At 66.4% G+C, this 18,286-nt stretch carries 12 protein-coding genes; 1 reads left to right on the top strand and 11 read right to left on the bottom strand.

What is annotated here, in order from left to right; all coding sequences use genetic code 11:
- Positions 1-172 precede the first annotated feature (172 nt).
- Positions 173-1,384: an ABC transporter substrate-binding protein gene (locus tag IQ16_RS05365; protein WP_026312824.1), complete on the bottom strand. Its 1,212-nt coding sequence runs from the start codon at positions 1,382-1,384 to the stop codon at positions 173-175.
- Between the two features lie 198 nt (positions 1,385-1,582).
- Between IQ16_RS05365 and IQ16_RS05360 the strand changes: the two genes are divergently transcribed.
- Positions 1,583-3,100 (top strand): M81 family metallopeptidase, encoded by a 1,518-nt coding sequence (locus tag IQ16_RS05360; RefSeq protein WP_018648031.1) that lies wholly within the window; start codon positions 1,583-1,585, stop codon positions 3,098-3,100.
- Positions 3,101-3,209: 109 nt separating this feature from the next.
- On the opposite strand, the gene IQ16_RS05355 is transcribed toward IQ16_RS05360, so the two are convergent.
- The 10 genes from IQ16_RS05355 to IQ16_RS05305 all read right to left on the bottom strand — a co-directional run bounded on the left by IQ16_RS05355 (position 3,210) and on the right by IQ16_RS05305 (position 18,160).
- Positions 3,210-3,785, bottom strand: coding sequence for an HdeD family acid-resistance protein (locus IQ16_RS05355; RefSeq protein ID WP_026312825.1), 576 nt, complete (start codon positions 3,783-3,785; stop codon positions 3,210-3,212).
- 128 nt (positions 3,786-3,913) lie between these two features.
- Positions 3,914-5,437, bottom strand: coding sequence for an FAD-dependent oxidoreductase (locus IQ16_RS05350; RefSeq protein ID WP_018648033.1), 1,524 nt, complete (start codon positions 5,435-5,437; stop codon positions 3,914-3,916).
- Positions 5,438-5,515: 78 nt separating this feature from the next.
- Positions 5,516-6,406 carry an alpha/beta fold hydrolase gene (locus IQ16_RS05345; RefSeq protein WP_018648034.1) on the bottom strand — a complete coding sequence of 297 codons (891 nt, stop codon included), beginning with the start codon at positions 6,404-6,406 and terminating at the stop codon, positions 5,516-5,518.
- Between the two features lie 108 nt (positions 6,407-6,514).
- A complete protein-coding gene (locus tag IQ16_RS05340; RefSeq protein WP_026312826.1) occupies positions 6,515-7,342 on the bottom strand; it encodes a hypothetical protein in 828 nt (275 codons plus the stop codon).
- A gap of 324 nt (positions 7,343-7,666) precedes the next feature.
- Positions 7,667-8,545 (bottom strand): transglutaminase family protein, encoded by an 879-nt coding sequence (locus IQ16_RS05330; RefSeq protein WP_018648036.1) that lies wholly within the window; start codon positions 8,543-8,545, stop codon positions 7,667-7,669.
- Complete coding sequence (locus IQ16_RS05325) at positions 8,542-11,055, bottom strand: circularly permuted type 2 ATP-grasp protein (RefSeq protein WP_018648037.1); 2,514 nt, start codon at positions 11,053-11,055, stop codon at positions 8,542-8,544. The genes IQ16_RS05330 and IQ16_RS05325 overlap by 4 nt, the downstream gene beginning before the upstream one ends.
- Before the next feature lie 27 nt (positions 11,056-11,082).
- Complete coding sequence (locus IQ16_RS05320; protein ID WP_018648038.1) at positions 11,083-14,352, bottom strand: transglutaminase family protein; 3,270 nt, start codon at positions 14,350-14,352, stop codon at positions 11,083-11,085.
- A 310-nt stretch (positions 14,353-14,662) separates the two neighbouring features.
- The gene (locus IQ16_RS05315; RefSeq protein ID WP_026312827.1) at positions 14,663-15,967 is read right to left on the bottom strand and encodes a methyl-accepting chemotaxis protein; all 1,305 of its coding nucleotides are present in this window, start codon (positions 15,965-15,967) and stop codon (positions 14,663-14,665) included.
- A complete protein-coding gene (locus IQ16_RS05310; protein ID WP_018648040.1) occupies positions 15,945-16,466 on the bottom strand; it encodes a PAS domain-containing protein in 522 nt (173 codons plus the stop codon). Before IQ16_RS05310 ends, IQ16_RS05315 begins: the two co-directional genes overlap by 23 nt.
- A gap of 170 nt (positions 16,467-16,636) precedes the next feature.
- Positions 16,637-18,160, bottom strand: a complete 1,524-nt coding sequence (locus IQ16_RS05305) for a UxaA family hydrolase (RefSeq protein WP_018648041.1) — start codon at positions 18,158-18,160, stop codon at positions 16,637-16,639.
- Positions 18,161-18,286: the final 126 nt, after the last annotated feature.

The raw sequence follows: 18,286 nt of genomic DNA, 5'->3' as shown, positions 1-18,286 counted from the left end.
ACGCGCGCGTCAGTCCCGTAGGGTGGGCAAAGCGACTTGTCCGCCGTAGCTCGAAGAGCGAAGGCGGAAGCGTGCCCACGCTTTCTCTCGATAATCATTGATAGGTGGTGGGCACGGCGCAAGTGCGCCTTTGCCCACCCTACGATTCCGAGTTCGCGGAGAGAGCGCCGCCTCACGTCCCGCGCAACAGCTCGCTCGCCACGACCCAGTCATTGCCGTCGAACTGCAGCATGTAGCCGTCCTTGATCGGGCGGAAATCCTGCGGCGTGGTGTTGAGGGTGATGCCGGGCATCAGAAGCGACAGCGGCACGTTCTTCAGGTTGGCCGCCTGCGCCATGATGTTCTCGCGCGTCAGATTGTCCTTGCACTGCTTCAGCAGCACCACCAGGGCCTCGGCGACGGTGTAGCCGTAGAGCCCGGCGACGTTGTTGATGTCGGCGTTGGGCAGGCGCTTCTTCATGAAGTCGATATAGGCCGTCATCGCCGGGTCGTCCTTGGGCGTCTCGACGAACGGCTTGAGGGCGCCGAGCGACAGCACGCCCTTGCCGGCATCGAGGCCGGCCGGCGCCATTACGGTCGCCTTGTTGGCGCAGCCCGAGGCGAGGAAGCGCGTCGGCTGCCAGCCGACCTCGTGCGCCTTGCGGATTGCCTGCGCGCAGGCGCGCGGCGTCACGGAGTAGATCATGAAGACGTCGGCCTTGGTGTTGGCGAGCGTCAGGACCTGGGAATCGACGGTGGGATCGGCAACCTCGAAACTGGAGGCCATTGCGATCGCCTTGTCGGCGTCGGCGCCGAGCGCCTCCCTGACGCCGCGCAGATATTCCTTGCCGGCGTCGTCGTTCTGATAGAGCACCGCAAAGCGCGCATTCGGGTTCTTGGCGCGGGCATAGGCGACGTCGATCGCGGCCTCGCTGGTGTAGTTCGGCGCCCAGGGCAGCGCCATCGACCAGGGCATGTTGGCGGGATCGTTCCACTTCGAGGCCGAGCTGATCAGGAAGAGCTGGGGTACCTTGTTGCTGTTGAGATATTTTGCGATCGCCGAGCTCGGCGCAGTGCCCATGGTGGCGAAGATGAAGGCGACACCGTCGCCCTCGACGAGGCGCCGCGCGGCCTCCATGGTCTTGGGCGGCGAGAAGGCATCATCCAGCGAGATCAGATTGAGCTTGCGGCCATTGACGCCGCCCTTCTCGTTGACCTCGTCGAAATAGGCCGCGATCACCTTTCCGGTGATGCTGAGCGGCGAGGCCGGCCCGCTATAGGGCATGGTGTTGCCGATCTTGATCTCGGTGTCGCTGACGCCGGGACCGTAGGATTTTTGTGCGGAAGCAGGCGTGGACAGGCAGGCGGCAGCCAAAGCTGCGGCCAGGGCCAAAGCGGCTCTCATGGTGTCTCCCCGATGATTATCGCCACGTAGCGGACCGGCCGCGCAGCGCGCTGCTTTCTGTCAGCGCGCCAGATCAGCGGAGTTCTGCATGACGGTCTTGCGTCAAGCTGCTGGTGACGCAGCCCGATTCGATGCTAGCGAAATGCCCTGTGAGGACGCGAGATCGGGCGCGGCTTCCATGAACAACAAGGAGCCCCCATGAGCCAGACGCGACGTGTGCTCTCCGCGCAGATCGCCCACGAGACCAACACGTTCTCGATCGTTCCGACCACGCTCGATGATTATCGCAAGCGGCTGTTTCTCCTGGGAGCCGAGATCGCCCCCGCGCTCGGCGCCACCAAGATGGAGATCGCCGGGCATCTGGCTGCGGCCAAACGCTACGGCTGGACCTTGGTGCAGCCGATTGCAGCTTCGGCCACGCCGTCCGGCAAGGTGACGGCCGACTGCTGGGCCGAACTGCAACGCCTGGTCTACGAGGCCTGCGAGGCGGGCCCGCTCGACGGCGTCATCCTCGCATTGCACGGCGCGATGGTGACCGAGACCGACGAGGATGCCGAGGGTGCGCTGCTGGAAGGATTACGCAAGCGGCTCGGCGAGACGATCCCGATCGCGGTGACGCTCGACCTTCATGCCAACGTCACCGAACGCATGGGCCGGCTGGCCAACATCATGCTGCCCTACCGGACCTATCCGCATATCGACCAATACGAGACGGCACTCCGCGCGGCCGATCTGCTGCAATCGGCGATGGACGGCAAGATCCGCCCGAAGGTCGTCCACCTGCAAGGACCGCTGCTCGACGGATGCAATCACGGACGAACCCAGGGCGGCGTGATGAGCGATCTCCTGGCGCGCGCAGCAGGCATGGAGGCACAAACGCCCGGCCTGTTGTCGGTCGATGTCTGCGCGGGTTTCAGCCGCTCGGACATTGCCGAGGTCGGCCCCAGCGTGCAGGTGACCTACGATGCCTCGCATAACGCCGCCGAGACGGCGGCGCGGCAGGCTGCGGCCACGCTCTATGACGAGATCTATCGTCGCCGCGCCGAGGTCACTGTCGCCGTTTATGATTTGCCGACCGCGACCAGGCTTGCCGTGGAGACCGCAGCCGATGTCGCCGATACCCGTCCCCTTGTCATTTCCGACTACAGCGACAACCCCGGTTCAGGCGCCTATGGCGACGGCGTCCGGCTGTTGGAGGCGCTGCTGAAGGCGAACGTCAAAGGCGTGCTCCTCGGCGTCCTCGGCGATCCCGAAGCCGCCGCCCGCTGTCATGCCGCAGGTCTCGGGGCCAGCCTCGACGTCGTTGTCGGCGCCAAGCGCGATCCCGCGAGCTACGGGCCGCCACTCACGCTGGCCGGACGCGTCGCCGCGCTGTCGGGCGGTGCCTTCGTCTGCGAGGGACCGATGAATGCCGGGCAGCCCATGACGCTCGGCCCCTCCGCCCTGCTCGAGGTGAACGGCATCTCGATCGCCCTGTCGACCAACACGCTGCAAACCTATGATCAGGAAATGTTCCGAATTCTCGGCGCGGAGCCGGCGCAGTTTCGGGTCGTCGCGGTCAAGTCCGCCCACCACTTCCGCGCCGCTTTCGGGCCGATGGCCAAGGAGGTGATCCTGGCCGACAGCGGCGGCCTTGCCACGAATGACTACACGACCCTCACCTATCGCAGGGTTCGCCGCCCGATCTGGCCGCTCGACGAGATGCCTCTGGATTGATCCGCTAAAGCATGATCCGGAAAGGTCATGCGCAAGCATCAACCTGAAGCGCGACGACGATCCATCCGAATCTGATCGCGCTTCAGCACCGCGCATTTCGCCGGAGGTTTCAGCCGCGCCGCTTCAGACTGAAGCCGAGGCCGATCCAGCCGGCACCGGCCATGATCAGATCGATGCCGAGGAACAGGCCGAGGATATAGACGCTGTTCACCGGCCAGCGCGCCACGATCAGCAGGCCAAGCAGCAGCGTGATGACGGCCGACAGCGCCACCCAGATCCACGGACTCTCGCGCTTCATGCTGAAGGCGAGAAACAGCCTGACGGCGCCCGAGGCGATCAGCGAGACGCCGAGAAACAGCGTCAGCAGGACGGCCGCGAACAGCGGATTCTCGAAGGTCAGGAAGCCCGCGATCACGTAGAGCACGCCGAGCAAGGCCCAGATCAGGAACTTGCCCCAGCTCTTCATCTGGAACGCGCCGATGATCTCGGTGACGCCCGCGACGATCATCATGGCGCCGACCACGATGACGCTCGCCACCGTCGCCATCACCATGCTGCCGAGCGCGACAAAGCCGGCGATGAGATAGACGACGCCGAGCGCGACGATCCAGCCCCATTTGGCATGCAGCGCCGTGATGCCGGAGCCGAGACTTGGGTGATGAGACGTGTCCGAAGCACTGGTCATGACGGCCACTCCTGCTTGCCTAGCCCGGGGGCACGCGCCAGAATAGCACGCACCGTGCCGGGGCGACAGCCAGCAGAGCACCCGTACCGGCAGCAACATTGACGCAAATCAAGATCGAATGCGGTGCATCAGCCGCGCGAGCGCTCCATCTCGAGCTCGGCCCTGAGATTGTCCAGATCGCGATAAATTGAAGCGACGGCAAGCACGTGGCCGCCCTTGCGGTACTTCAGCAGGCAGTCCCTGCCGGAAATGCTGCCGTCGATGACGATGTCGTCGAAGCTCTCGGCGTGACCGACATAGTTGATCGGGACGTCGTAGTGCTGGGACCAGAAGAACGGCACGGCGTCGAAGCGTTCGCGCCTGCCGAGCATGTTGCGCGCCGCGGTCTGGCCCTGGCGCTCCGCCACCACCCAATGCTCGACGCGGATGGTGTGCCGCGAATGCGGATCGGGCCAGCGCGCGATGTCGCCGGCGGCGAAGATGCCAGCGACGCTGGTTTCGAGAAATTCAGTCACGCTGACGCCGCGATCGGCGGCAAGCCCCGCCTGCTCGGCCAGCGCAAGGCGCGGCCTGACGCCGATGCCGACCACGACCAGGTCTGCCTCGATGACGGCGCCGCTCTTCAGCGTGGCGCGGCTACCCTCGAGCCTCTCCACCGTGTCCTCGAGGTGGAAGTTGACGCCATTCTCTTCATGCAGCGTGCGAATGAAGTCGCCCATCTCGGACCCGAGCACCTTCTGCATCGGTCGCTCCTCGGGCGCGACGACATGCACCTCCAGCTTGCGCGCTCGCAAGGACGCCGCAACTTCCAGGCCGATGAAGCTGGCGCCGATCACCAAAGCACGCTTCGCGCTGCCGGCGGCCTTGAGGATGGCGCGGCTGTCGGCGACGGAGCGCAAGGTATGGACGTGCGGCTGCTCCGCGCCCGGGATCTGCAGCTTGATGGGCTCGGCGCCGGTCGCGAGCAGCAAGCGGTCGAATGGCAGCTTGTCGCCATTGCCGAGGGTCACGCTGCGTGCTCTTGGATCGATCGCCGCAACGTTCGTGCTGAGCCTGAGATCGATGCCGGCGCTCTGATAGTAGTCCTCGCCCCGCAGCGGCAGCCAGTCCTCCGGCGCGTTGCCGGCAAGGTAATCCTTGGAGAGATTGGGCCGGTCAACCGGCATCGCGCCGTCGTTGCTCAGCATGGTGATGGCGCCGGCAAAGCCTTCGCGCCGGAGCGTCTCGGCCGCGGCGAAGCCTGCGGCGCCGCCGCCGACGATGACGAACTTTTCGGATGTCGGCGCAGTACGATGCGCTGCCGACGGCTTCGGCGCCTCACGCTTGCGCTGAACCAGAATCCTGTCCTGGTCCCGTGTCACCTCCCACACCGCCAGCGCATTCAATGCCGGCGGACGACTAGCCTCGCCTGTGCGCAAGGAGAAGCAGGCGTGATGCCAGGGGCAGCGGATGGTGTCGTCCACGACCAGGCCTTCGGCGAGCGGACCGTGATAGTGGCTGCAGGCGGGCTCGATCGCAAAGATCTCGCCGCCGGCCTGCACCAGCAGGACGTCTTCGTCCCCGACATGGCCGAGCAGCTTGCCGTCCTTGAAGTCGGCGAGCGATACGCCCGTGGTCAGATCCGGCCCGCTTGGCTTCTTGTCCTCGCTCATGGTCACCTCCTGACAGCCTCACGCGCAACTCAGGAATTGGACGGCGGGATGAGCGAAAAGTTCCCGCGATCGCGAAAATCAGGACCCGGCTGCGCGCACGTCCAGCACGGCCTGCGCCCATTCGGCCGGCCGCTCCTGCGGCAAATTATGGCCGGCGTCGGCGAACACGCGGCGCTCGAAGAAGCCCTCGAACTTGCGCGCATGGTGCGCGGTGCCGGGATTGACGCCGTCGCTGTCGCCGTCGATCGCGATGGTCGGGACGCGGATCGGAGGTTGCGCGGCGAGCTTTTCTTCGATCGCGGCATAGGCGGGATCGCCTTCGACCAGCGCATAGCGGTGGCGATAGGAGTGGATCACGACGTCGACGAAGTCGGGGTTGTCGAAGGACACAGCGCTGTTCTCGAACGTCGGATCGTCGAAGGCCCATGTCGGCGACCACATCGACCAGAGCTGGCGGGCGAAGCCGCGCCGGTTGCGTTCCAGCGCGCGGCGGCCGCGCTCGTTGTGGAAGAGATATTGATACCAGAGCGCGGCCTCCTCCGCCGGTGAGGCCGGCTCCATGGATCGGGCGATGTTCTGGATGTTGTAGGAATTGCCGGAGACGAGCCCGACGACGCGCTCGGGATACAACGCAGAGACCACGCAGGCCGCGCGTCCGCCCCAGTCGTAGCCACCGACGATTGCGCGTTCGATGCGAAGCGCGTCCATGAAGGCGAGCAGATCGGCGCCCAGCGCGGCCTGCTCGCCGGAGCGCGGTGTTGCGTTGGAGCGGAAACGCGTCGGCCCGTAGCCGCGCAGCCAGGGCACCAGCACGCGCGCGCCCGCCTGCGCGATGATCGGCGCGGCCGCGGCATAGGCGTTCACGTCATAGGGAAAGCCGTGGCCCATGATGCAGGGCCAGCCGTCGGGCGCGCCGTAGTCGAGATAGGCGATGTCGAGGACATCCGTGGTGATGGTTTTTTGTTGCATAGTTTGCTCACGGAGTCGGACATTTGTAGCCCGGATGAGCGAAGCGACATCCGGGACTTCGCGCCGCCGACCCCGGATATCGCTTCGCTCATCCGGGCTACAAGAGCCCTACTTCTGCGGCCCGGACAGCGAGATGTCGCGTTCGGCGCGAAACACGTTGCTGTAGAGATTGGCGATCCACTGCCGGCCGATCTCGGTCTTGTTGAGATAGCCGATCTCGGTCTGGATGTGCGGGGCGACGCTGTTCCAGTAGAATTGTGGATAGCGGTTCACGATGTCGGCGGGCGAGTCGTAGCCGAGCTGCCGGTTCATGCCCACTTCCTCAAACTCGTAGTAGAGCGCATTGGCCTTGCGCAGATAATTGGGATCGCCGAGCTGGCCGATGAAATCGGCGGCGCGCAGGATCGAGGCGTCCTCGTCGTAGTCCTGACCCTCGCGGGCCGGAAAACGCGTTCCCTCGATGGCGCGGGCAATGCGCTCACTGTCGAGGCCTTCGACGGGCTGAAGCCGCTGCTCTACGTAAAGCTTCGACCGATCAACGTGATACATCATGAGACTGGCATCCGATGCACCGCGCGGCAACGAGACCTTGGTCCCGGCCGCATCGATCACGAAGCCGTCCTCGTCATCCTCCTCGAACAGGCCTCGGACATAGCCGATGTCATGGGCGAGGCAGGCGACCAGGATGTGGGTGTAATCCTCCGCCGAGAGGTGCGCATGCAGATGGCGGCCCTGGAGGATCGCCTGGCCCGCGAGCGTCACCAGCATGGTATGCTCGATATTGTGGTAGAGCGCGTCACTGTTGCCAATGCACTCAAGTGCCGTACGCGTCGCCCCCTCTACAATCCTTGCAGAGTCCTCGTCGTACCGCCGACGCATGAACGTGCCCAGCAACTTCTCCAGGGATTCAGCCGCCAGTCTTGGCAACGTCATCATGGATGCAGCCCCGCTTGTCGGTGGTGTCCCACGCCAGCTCCCGACGTCCCATTGTTGTCCTCGACGCGAGGGCCAGCATAGCCCAACTTGGGCCGAGGGACCAAATCCCGGGCGCAAAATCCGTAAATTAAGTTACTCTTGTGCCCTGCGAGATCGTGGTTGCGGTCACGGCTCGACACAGCCGGACCCGACCGGTCTTGGGCTCCGCCCAGGCGCGGAAATCAAATTCGCTTTATCGGACGTCAGCGCAAGGCTGGCGCAATGCACCGCAGCCTGGCGCATGCGCCTGCATCGTCTTCGCGGCCAGGACGGCGGAGCGCGCCGTCACTCCACCAGCAGCACGTCGACGGCGACGCCGAGCTTCTGCTTGGGCGAGCCGACGATGATGCCGTCGACCGGCGAGACGTCGGAGAAGTCGCGTGCGACCGCGAGCACGATATGGTCGTTCGCGACCAGAAGATCGTTGGTCGGGTCGAAATCGACCCAGCCCAGCTCCGTCCCGCACCACAGCGACACCCAGGCATGGGTGGCGTCGGCGCCCTGCAGGCGCGGCTGGCCCGGCGGCGGAATGGTCCGCAAGTAACCGCTGACATAGGCCGCCGGCAGACCGAGTCCGCGCAGCCCTGCGATCATCACATGGGCAAAATCCTGGCAGACCCCGTGACGCTTGTCGAAGACCTCGTTCAGCGGCGTCGAGATCACGGTGGCCTTGGGGTCGTAGCGAAACTGGTTGCGAATGCGATGCATGAGATCGACCGCGCCTTTGAGGACGCCCTCGCCGGGCGGAAAGCTCTCCGCCGCATAGGCGCTGACCGGGCGCAGCACCGGCACCAGGGGGCTCGCAAAGACATAGCCGACCGGCGAGGACGGCCCGAGGCTGGTCGCTTCGAACGCGATGTCGCGAATGCTCTCCCAGGACGGACTGTCCGCATCGCGCGCCGGCGGCTGGCGCAAGACGGAGACGCGCGAGCGAGAGTCGATGCGCAAGTTTCGATGCGCGGCCTCGATGACGACGCTCTCGGTCAGCGTGCCGAAAAAGTCGCGACGGACGTTGCGCTCGGACGGGCGCGGACGGATCTCGACCCGGTGCGAGATCAGCTCCTGGCCGTTGCCGCTTCTGGGCTCCAGCCGCAGCGTGCAGCGGGCGAAGCTGACCGGACTTTCGTATTCGTAGGTCGTGACGTGACGGATGTCGTAGATCACGCCAGCCCCGTCAGCTTTTCCGGCCGGCTGGCATTGGGTCCGTGCGGGAAATAGTGCAGCCCGATCGCCTCGGCGAGGCTGAGCAGATCCTGCTCCAGCGCGAACAGCGTCTTGACCTCGAGCTTCTCGGCTTCGGCCGTCGCCAGCATCGCCTGCACCGCCACGGCAAGCCGCTGCGGCTGCTCGATCAGGCCGTGCTCCTTCAGGCTCGGCAGCGCCGCGATGTGCTCGTTCAGCGTCGCGACCTGGAACGCCACCGAGCGCGGATTGTAGCTGTCGAGCACCGCGAGGTCACGCACCGGCGCCAGGATCGGCGCCAGCAAATAGCGCGAGCGGTAGGTGATCTGCGAATCCACCAGCGTCAGCAGGATGTCGAGATCCTCGTCGCCGGCCTCGTCATATGCAAATTGACGTGCAAAGCGCGTGGTGTTGATGGCACGCTCGGTGCGGCGGCCGATGTCGAGGAAACGCCAGCCGGCGGCGCGGTTCATGTTCTCCTGCGCAAGGCCCGCAAAGCTCGCCAGCTCCTGCAGGGTCAACTCGGCGGCGCTGAGCACGCTGTCGTCGTCGTCGACCTCGTAAGCGAGCCGCTCGGCCATCTCGGTGATGACCTGCCAGGCATCCGGCGACAGCCGCTCGCGCAAGGACGTCGCGGTGCGCTGCGCCGCGCGCACCAGCGACAGCGCCGAGCCGAAGCGCGCCTCGCTCTGCAACGCTTCGGCGATGATGCGCCCGGATGCCGCGCGCGAGGTCTGCGAGATCGCGCCCCAGGCCACCAGTATGCGCTGGATGCGTTCGGACGATTGCAGCGAGGCCGCGGTGCCCTTGTTGGGCCCGCTGGGCGATCCCAGCGCGCGCACCAGGCGCAGCGTCGCCTCGGCGCGTTCGAGATAGCGGCCGAGCCAGAACAGATTGTCGGCGGCGCGGCTCGGCAGCACGCCGGCGATGCGGCGGATGCGGACCTTGTCGGTCGCGGGCAAGAGCGTCGCGGTCGAGACCTGCTTGTCGGAGACCACCCAGACGTCGGCGGCGCGGGCACCGTCGCCCATCGACACCGCGGGCGCGTCGGCCTGCTCGGCGATCCGGCAGAAGCCGCCGGGCATGATGGCCCAGCCGTCGGCCGTGGCGGCTGCGAACACGCGCAGCACGAAGGGACGCGGCGTGATCTGGCCCTGCTCCCACACCGGCATGGTCGAGAGCCGCACCACCTCCTGGCCGACATAGTCCATGCCGCGCGCGGCGATGGCGTCGATCAGGCGCTGGCGCCCGGCGGCATCGAGCTCGCTCGCCAGCACCGGGCCGCTCGAATAGAAGCCGGGAACGCCGCGGCGATAGGCGCCCTCGATCGCGACCTCGTCGAGCCGCGACAACACCTCGTCGCGCGCGCTGCGCTGGCCGCACCACCAGGTCGCGATGTGCGGCATCTTCAGCTCTTCGCCGAGCAGGCGGCGGCTCAGCGCCGGCAGGAAGCCGAGCATCGCCCGCGCCTCCAAGACGCCCGAGCCCGGCATATTGGCGACGACGACGCCGTCCTTGCGCAGCACGTCGATCAGACCGGGTACGCCGAGCCGCGAGGAGGCGTCGAGCTCGAGCGGATCGAGCGAGTTGGAATCGACGCGGCGCAAGAGCACGTCGAGCCGCTTCAGACCGGCGACGGTGCGGATGTGGATGCGATTGTCGCTGACGGCGAGATCGTCGCCCTCGACCAGGAGGAAGCCGAGATAGCGCGCCAGCGTCGCATGCTCGAAATAGGTCTCGCTGAAGCTGCCGGGCGTCAGCACGCCGATCCGCGGCTCGTCGCGATCGGCGCGCGCCCGCAGACTGTCGCGGAATGCCTCGAAGAACGGGGCAACGCGCGGCACGTTCATCGACTTGTAGAGATCTGAGAAGGCGCGCGAGAGCACCAGGCGGTTCTCCAGCGCGTAGCCCGCGCCTGACGGCGCCTGGGTGCGGTCGCCGAGCACCCACCAGCGCCCGTCGGGACCGCGGCCGACATCGGCAGCATAGATCGAGAGGTAGCGCCCGCCGGGCGGCGGCACGCCGCAGACGGGGCGGAGATATTCGGGGCTGCCGGCGATCGCGGCCGCGGGCAGCGCGCCTTCCGCAACGAGGCGCCCCTCGCCATAGATGTCGCGCAGCACGAGCTCGAGCAGCTCGGCGCGCTGGGTGATGCCGGCGCAGAGCTGCTGCCAGTCGGCCTCGTCGATCAGCAGCGGCAGATGGCTCAGCGACCAGGGCCGGTCGGCGCTGTCGCCGGGGGCGCGGTAGGTGACGCCGGCCTCGCGGAGGTGACGGTCGGCCATGCCGAAGCGCCGCTCGATCTCGTCGGGCGCGAGCGCGGCGAAGGCGTCGAAGAAGCGGCTCCAGACCGCGCGCGGCCCACCGTCAGGCCCAAGGAACTCGTCGGGAATACCCGGCAGACGGCTATAGTCGCGAACCCATTGCGCGATCCGCTGCCGGGCCTGTGCCCTGCCCGCCTGGTCGTTGTCTTCGGCTGCGCCCTCGCCCATGGGCCTTTCCCTCCCCCACCCTCATACTCATTGCAGGAGCGGGGTCCGCAAGTCGAGGGTCAGCGGAAATTCATTTGTGCGTTCCTCGGGCGGCGGCTGCATCGGACCCGGGGTATGGCCGTGGTCCTGGAAGCGCGCCAGCCGCCGCGCCTCGGCCTCATAGGTGTTGACCGGCTTGGTGTCGTAGTTGCGCCCACCGGGATGGGCGACGTGGTAGACGCAGCCGCCGAGCGAGCGGCCGTTCCAGGTATCTATGAGGTCAAAAGTCAGCGGTGCGTGGACCGGAATGGTCGGGTGCAGGCCGGAGGCCGGCTGCCAGGCCTTGAAGCGGACGCCGGCCACGGCCTCCGCCGAGCGGCCAGTCGAGGTCATTGGCAGGCGGCGGCCGTTGCAGGTGACGATGTGGCGGCCCTCGACAAAGCCCTCCGCCTTGACCTGGAGCCGCTCGACCGAGCTATCGACATAGCGCACGGTGCCGCCGGCCGAGCCCTCCTCGCCGAGCACGTGCCACGGCTCCAGCGCCTGCCGCAGCTCCAGCGTCACGCCGCCATGATGGACACGGCCGAAGGCGGGAAAGCGGAATTCGAGCTGGGCCAGATACCATTCCGGCTCGAACGGATAGCCGAACTGCTTGAGCTCGGAGAGCACGTCCTGAAAATCCTCCCAGATGAAATGCGGCAGCATGAAGCGGTCATGCAGCGCCGTGCCCCAGCGCACGAACTTGCCGGCTTGCGGCTCGCGCCAGAACTTTGCGATCAGCGCGCGGATCAGGAGCTGCTGCGCCAGCGACATGCGCGGATCCGGCGGCATTTCGAGCGCGCGGAATTCGACGAGGCCGAGGCGGCCGGTCGGCCCTTCCGGCGAATAGAGCTTGTCGATGCATATCTCGGCGCGGTGGGTGTTGCCGGTGATGTCGACGAGCAGGTGCCGGAACAGCCGGTCCACCAGCCATAGCGGCGTCTGGTAGCCGGGCGGCGGCACGTGCGAGAGCGCGATCTCGAGCTCGTAGATGCTGTCGTGACGCGCCTCGTCGATGCGCGGCGCCTGGCTGGTCGGGCCGATGAAGAGGCCCGAGAAGAAATAGGACAGCGAGGGATGGCGCTGCCAGTACAGCACGAGACTCTTGAGCAGATCCGGACGGCGCAGGAACGGCGAGTCCTGCGGGCTCGAGCCGCCGACCACGACATGATTGCCGCCGCCGGTGCCGGTGTGGCGGCCGTCGACCAGGAAGCGGTTGGCACCGAGACGCACCTTGCCGGCATCCTCATAGAGGCCGGAGGTGATCTCGACCGCATCGCGCCAGCTCTTGGCCGGCTGAATGTTGATCTCGATGACTCCGGGGTCGGGCGTCACCTTGATGACCTCGATGCGCGGGTCGAACGGCGGCGGATAGCCCTCGACATGGACCTGGAGCTGCATCTCCTCGGCGGTGGCTTCAAGCGCCGCGATCAGTTCGAGATAATCCTCGATGCGCTCGACCGGCGGCATGAAGGCGCAGAGCACGCCATCGCGGACCTCGACCGACATCGCGGTGCGGACCGGGACGGATGTGTTGAGGTGCTCGGGCGCAACCCTGGGCGGCGCTTCCGGGCGCGCCGCGAGGGTGAACACCGGCAGCTTGCCGCGCGGCTCCATCGGGTCGCGCTCGATGATGTAGGGATATTGGTTGGGCGGAACGTAGCCGAGCGAACCGATCGGCAGGCGCAGGCCGAGCGGTGAATCGCCCGGTGTCAGGAACAGGTGATTGCGCCGGAGTTGCCAGCGCTCGCTGCGCCAGCGCGGCGGCGCGTTCCAGCGCTGCACCGGCAGCACGAAGCCGCGCGGCGTGTTGAGGCCCTGCTCGAACACCCGCGCTATGCGCGCACGCGCCTCCGGGTCGGACAATTTGGAGTCGGTCGGATCGACGTTGACGGGGAGCTCGGCTTCCTTCTGTAGCCAAAGCGCTGTGTCCTCGTAGGCCGGCATGATGTAGCCGGGATCGAGGCCGAGCCGCGCCGCCGTACCTTCCATGAAGGTCTCGGCGTCCTTCACCTGCGCGGGCCGCGGATTTTCGATCTTGGCGATGAGATCGGCGTTCTTCCAGATCGGCACGCCGTCCTTGCGCCAGTAGAGCCCGAAGGCCCAGCGCGGCAGGCTCTCGCCGGGATACCATTTGCCCTGGCCGTAATGCAGTAGCCCACCGGGCCCGAAGCGCGTGCGCAGGCGGCGGATCAGATCGTCCGCGAGCGCCCGCTTGGTGGGACCGACCGCCTCCGTATTCCACTCCGCCGCTTCGAGATCGTCGACCGAGACGAAGGTCGGCTCGCCGCCCATGGTGAGCCGCACGTCCTGCGCGGCGAGATCGCCGTCGACCTGCTCGCCGAGATCGTTGAGCCGCGCCCAGGATTCATCGGAGAACGGCTTTGTGATGCGCGGCGCCTCGCGGATGCGCCTGACGCTCATGTCGAAGGCGAATTCGACCTCGGCAAAGCCGGCACCGCCCGAAATCGGCGCGGCCGAGCGATAATGCGGCGTGGCGGCGACCGGGATGTGGCCCTCGCCCGCGAGCATGCCGGAGGTGGCGTCGAACCCGATCCAGCCTGCGCCCGGCAGATAGACCTCGGCCCAGGCGTGCAGGTCGGTGAAATCGTTCTCCACCTCGGGCGGTCCCTCGATCGGATCGATGTCAGGACGGATCTGGATCAGATAGCCCGAGACGAAGCGCGCGGCGAGGCCGAGATGGCGCAGCGTCTGGATCAGCAGCCAGGCGGAATCGCGGCATGATCCAGCGCCGGAGGCGAGCGTCTCCTCCGGAGTCTGCACGCCGGGCTCCATGCGGATGATGTAGCTGACCTTCTTCTGCAGCTCGCGATTGAGATCGACCAGGAAGTTGACGGTGTTGGGCGCCTCGTGCGGGATCGTGTCGAGAAATTTCGCGAACAGGCGGTCGGGCTTGATGGTCTCGAGATACGGCGCGAGCTCCGTCTTCAGGTCCTTCGGATAGTCGAACGGAAAGCTGTCGGCATAGGGCTCGACGAAGAAGTCGAACGGGTTGACCGTGGTCATCTGCGCCGTGAAGTCGACCTCGAATTTCAGCTCGGTGGTCTTCTCCGGGAAGACGTAGCGGGCGAGCCAGTTGCCTTGCGGGTCCTGCTGCCAGTTCACGAAGTGATTTGATGGCGTGACCTTGAGCGAATAGCTCAGGACCGGCGTGCGCGTGTGCGGCGCCGGCCGCAGGCGGATGGTCTGCGGGCCAAGATCGATCGGGCGGTCGTATTTGTAGTGCGTGACGTGGTGTAATGCGACGTAGATCGACACGGTGTGCGGTGCTCCAGCAGCTTTTTTGAGCAGAACACCTGACGTCAATGCGATCAAGCACTAACAACGGGCAGAGGGTGCCTAGGAAGTATCCGCAGTCGTCCCGTAGCCCGGATGGAGCGAAGCGTAATCCGGGATCCTTCGTCCGCGGATGGACCGCCCCGGATTGCGCTACGCTCCATCCGGGCTACGCGGGCAGTATCCGTAGGGTGGGCAAAGCGAAGCGTGCCCACGCCTTTGCCCAATTGATGCGAAGACGTGGGCACGGCGCAAGTGCGCCTTTGCCCACCCTACGACTCGTGAGAAAGCCCTACGCCGCCGAGGTCAGCCGCTGCAGGAACTGCGTGACCTCGCGCCTCAGCGTCTCGACTTCGCCGTGGACGCGCTCGGAGGCGCTGTTGACGCGGCTGGCGACGCGGCCGGTGTCGGCGGCGGCATCGCTGATGCCTGTGACGTTGGAGGAGACCTGGGAGGTGCCGGCCGAGGCTTCCTGGACGTTGCGGGCGATCTCGCGGGTGGCAAAGCCCTGCTGCTCGATCGAGGTCGCGATCGAGGCGGTGATGCCGTTGATCTCGGCGATGGTCTGCGCGATGGCCTCGACGGCCGCGACCGAATTGGTGGTCGATTGCTGCATCTCGCCGACCTTGGCGCTGATCTCCTCAGTCGCCTTCGCGGTCTGGTTGGCGAGGCTCTTGACCTCGGAGGCCACCACCGCAAAGCCGCGACCGGCCTCGCCTGCCCGCGCCGCCTCGATGGTGGCGTTGAGCGCGAGGAGATTGGTCTGCGAGGCGATCTCGCTGATCAGCTTGACGACGTCGCCGATCCGCATCGCCGCGTCCGCGAGCGCGCGGATCTCGCTGCCGGCGCGATTGGCTTCGTTCACCGCCCGCCCCGTGCTCGCGGTCGAGCCGGTCACCTGGCGGCCGATCTCGGCGATCGACGATGCGAGCTGCTCCGCCGCGCTGGCGACGGTGGCGACGTTACGCGAGGCCTGGTCGGAGGCGCTGAGCACGCCGGAGGTCTGCCGGCTGGTCTTGTCGGCTGCCGCTGCCATCTGGTGGGCGTCGGATTCGAGATCGGTCGCTGCGCCCATCAGCGTGCCGGCGACGCCGTCGAGATGCGTGCCGAACTGTTTTGCGAGATCGGCGATCTCGACGACACGGCGGCCGAGGCTGTCGGTGCCGGAATTGATGACGACGGCCGAACGGCGGAACGAGCCGGGCAGCCCGCGCGCCAGGATCTTGCGGAAATACTTGCCGCGGCTGGCATACTCCATCGATGCCGAAGCTTCGCGCTGGAAGGCATCGGTGATGTCGAGCATGTCGTTGACCGACTTCTGGATCGAGCCGATCCGCCCGGCCTGCCGCTCACTGAGGATGCGCGCCTCGAGATCGCCATGCGCCGCCTTGCGGCAGACATCGGCGACCTCATCGACGGCCACCGCCGTGCGATGCTGGCACCAGACGGCGTAGCCGAGCAGCACCACCGTCGTACCAAGCAAAGCAGCACCGGCAATGCCGATCACACCGAGAAGCGAGAGTCCGAATGCAACGACGGCAAGACCACACGCGAGCGCGGTCGCTCCCTGCGCCTTAGAGAGAGAGCACAAATTCATCGTAACCGACACCCTGTTGCTTGAGCAGTCCGACCATCGCCTCGAAGCTCGCATGCATGCCGTCCCTGGCATTGGCGTGCCGCGCTTCTTCCGCGCACAGCGTCTTGTAGATCGGCTTGATCCGCTCGATCTGCGCCGGATCGGGCTTGCGACGGTTGGAGTGATAGCCGACGATGTTGCCGCGTTCGTCGAAGGTCGGCGTGACGTGGGCGAACACCCAGTAATGGCTGCCGTCCTTCGCCAGATTGACGACGTAGGCGAATATCTCCTGCCTGGACTGCAGCGTATCCCAGAGCAGCTTGAACACGGCGCGCGGCATGTCGGGATGGCGGATCAGGCTGTGGGGCGCGCCCATCAGCTCGGCGTAAGAGTATTTCGCCATGCGGATGAAGACGTCGTTGGCGTAGGTGATGCGGCCCTTGAGATCGGTCTTGGACACGATCAGCTCCTCCTCACCGAGGAGATTTTCCACGCCAGTCGGCCGTATCGCACGCGTCATCGTTGACGAATCCTGTCGAAGGGCAGCGCCCTCGAAGGGTAGCCCGCATCGCCTCACGATTACGGTGCGAAATGTTAATCCCGAGTGACCGCGGGGACTCCCGCGGTCATATGACACCTACGTATGACTACGTAGGTGTCGGCGTCCTGCATCGAGGTGCATCGGCACCGTTACATCGTCGCGCCCAGCACCCAGGGCGCGAACTCGGCGCCGCCGAAATCGAAGCTCTCGCTCTTGGTCGGCTGGCCGGACGCCGTCTTGAGGATGAGGTCGAAGATGCGCTTGCCGCACTGCTCGACGCTCTCCTCGCCTTCGAGGATGGTGCCGCAATTGACGTCCATGTCCTCTTCCATACGCTTGTACATCGGCGTGTTGGTGGCGAGCTTGATCGAGGGCGCCGGCTTGCAGCCGAACACGCTGCCGCGCCCCGTGGTGAAGCAGACGAGGTTGGCACCGCCGGCGACCTGCCCTGTCGCTGCGACGGGGTCGTAGCCCGGCGTGTCCATGAACACGAAGCCCCGCTTGGTCACCGGCTCGGCGTAGCGCAGCACCTCGACGAGGTTGGTGGTGCCGGCCTTCGCCATCGCGCCGAGCGACTTTTCAAGGATGGTGGTGAGGCCGCCGGCCTTGTTGCCGGGGCTCGGATTGGCGTTCATCTCGGCGCCTTCGCGCGTCGTGTACTCGTCCCACCAGCGCATGAGGTCGACCAGCTTCTCGCCGACCTCGCGGCTGACGGCGCGGCGCGTGAGAAGATGCTCGGCACCGTAGGTCTCGGGCGTTTCCGACAGGATCACGGTGCCGCCGTGGCGGACCACGAGATCGCTGGCGGCGCCCAGCGCCGGATTGGCCGACACGCCGGAATAGCCGTCGGAGCCGCCACATTGCAGCGCCACGGTGAGCTCGCTCGCCGGCACCGTCTCGCGTTTGACCTTGTTGGCGTCAGCGAGCGCCTCGCGCACGAAGGCGATGCCCGCTTCGACCGTCTTGCGGGTGCCGCCGACCTCCTGGATGTCCATCGCGCGCAGGCGTCCCGCGAGCTTCTGCTCTTCCATCAGGCCGCCGATCTGGTTCACCTCGCAGCCGAGGCCGAGCACGATGACATGGGAGAAATTGACGTGCCGCGCATAGCCGCCGAGCGTGCGGCGGAGCAGCGCCAGCGGCTCGTTCTGCGTCATGCCGCAGCCGGTCTTGTGGGTCAGCGCGACCACGCCGTCGACGTTGGGGAAGTCGGCCAGCGGATTGTCGCCGGTGAAGGGATTCTTCTTGAAGACGTCGGCGACGAGGCTTGCGACATGCGCGCTGCAGTTCACCGAGGTGAGGATGCCGATATAGTTGCGCGTGGCGACGCGGCCGTCCGGGCGGCGGATGCCTTCGAAGGTCGCCGGCAGGTCGAAGTTCGGCGTCGGCTTGACGTCGGCGCAATAGGCGTAGTCCTTGGCAAAGTCGCCCATGCCGCAATTCTGCACGTGCACGTGCTGGCCCGGCGCGATCGGGATGGTCGCAAAGCCGATGATCTGGCCGTAGCGGATCACCGGCTCACCGACGGCGATGGGCTTGATCGCGATCTTGTGGCCGGAGGGAATGCGATCGACCGTGGTCACGCCGTCGGCCACCACCGTTCCCGGCGGAAGGCTCGCGCGCGCGATCACCACGCCATCATCGGGATGGAGGCGGATGACGGGGCTGATGGTCATGGGAGGTCTCCTGTATCGAAACTATCGTGCCCCGGACGCTGCGCAGCGCGAAGCGGTGCGCTGCTGAGCCGGGGTCCATCTATCATGTCTTCGTAAGCTTCTGGGTCCCGGCTCTGCGAAGCGGTG

The organism is Bradyrhizobium huanghuaihaiense (assembly GCF_007830635.1).
Classification (GTDB): domain Bacteria; phylum Pseudomonadota; class Alphaproteobacteria; order Rhizobiales; family Xanthobacteraceae; genus Bradyrhizobium; species Bradyrhizobium huanghuaihaiense.
Note: the sequence above shows the minus strand (reverse complement) of the source record. Positions and strands in the feature narration are given on the sequence as shown.

Coding starts and splice junctions, on each gene's coding strand:
- IQ16_RS05310 (WP_018648040.1), bottom strand. CDS start 16,466: ATGACGCGTGCGATACGGCCGACTGGCGTGGAAAATCTCCTCGGTGAG.
- IQ16_RS05315 (WP_026312827.1), bottom strand. CDS start 15,967: ATGAATTTGTGCTCTCTCTCTAAGGCGCAGGGAGCGACCGCGCTCGCG.
- IQ16_RS05325 (WP_018648037.1), bottom strand. CDS start 11,055: ATGGGCGAGGGCGCAGCCGAAGACAACGACCAGGCGGGCAGGGCACAG.
- IQ16_RS05360 (WP_018648031.1), top strand. CDS start 1,583: ATGAGCCAGACGCGACGTGTGCTCTCCGCGCAGATCGCCCACGAGACC.
- IQ16_RS05340 (WP_026312826.1), bottom strand. CDS start 7,342: ATGATGACGTTGCCAAGACTGGCGGCTGAATCCCTGGAGAAGTTGCTG.
- IQ16_RS05365 (WP_026312824.1), bottom strand. CDS start 1,384: ATGAGAGCCGCTTTGGCCCTGGCCGCAGCTTTGGCTGCCGCCTGCCTG.
- IQ16_RS05345 (WP_018648034.1), bottom strand. CDS start 6,406: ATGCAACAAAAAACCATCACCACGGATGTCCTCGACATCGCCTATCTC.
- IQ16_RS05305 (WP_018648041.1), bottom strand. CDS start 18,160: ATGACCATCAGCCCCGTCATCCGCCTCCATCCCGATGATGGCGTGGTG.
- IQ16_RS05350 (WP_018648033.1), bottom strand. CDS start 5,437: ATGAGCGAGGACAAGAAGCCAAGCGGGCCGGATCTGACCACGGGCGTA.
- IQ16_RS05355 (WP_026312825.1), bottom strand. CDS start 3,785: ATGACCAGTGCTTCGGACACGTCTCATCACCCAAGTCTCGGCTCCGGC.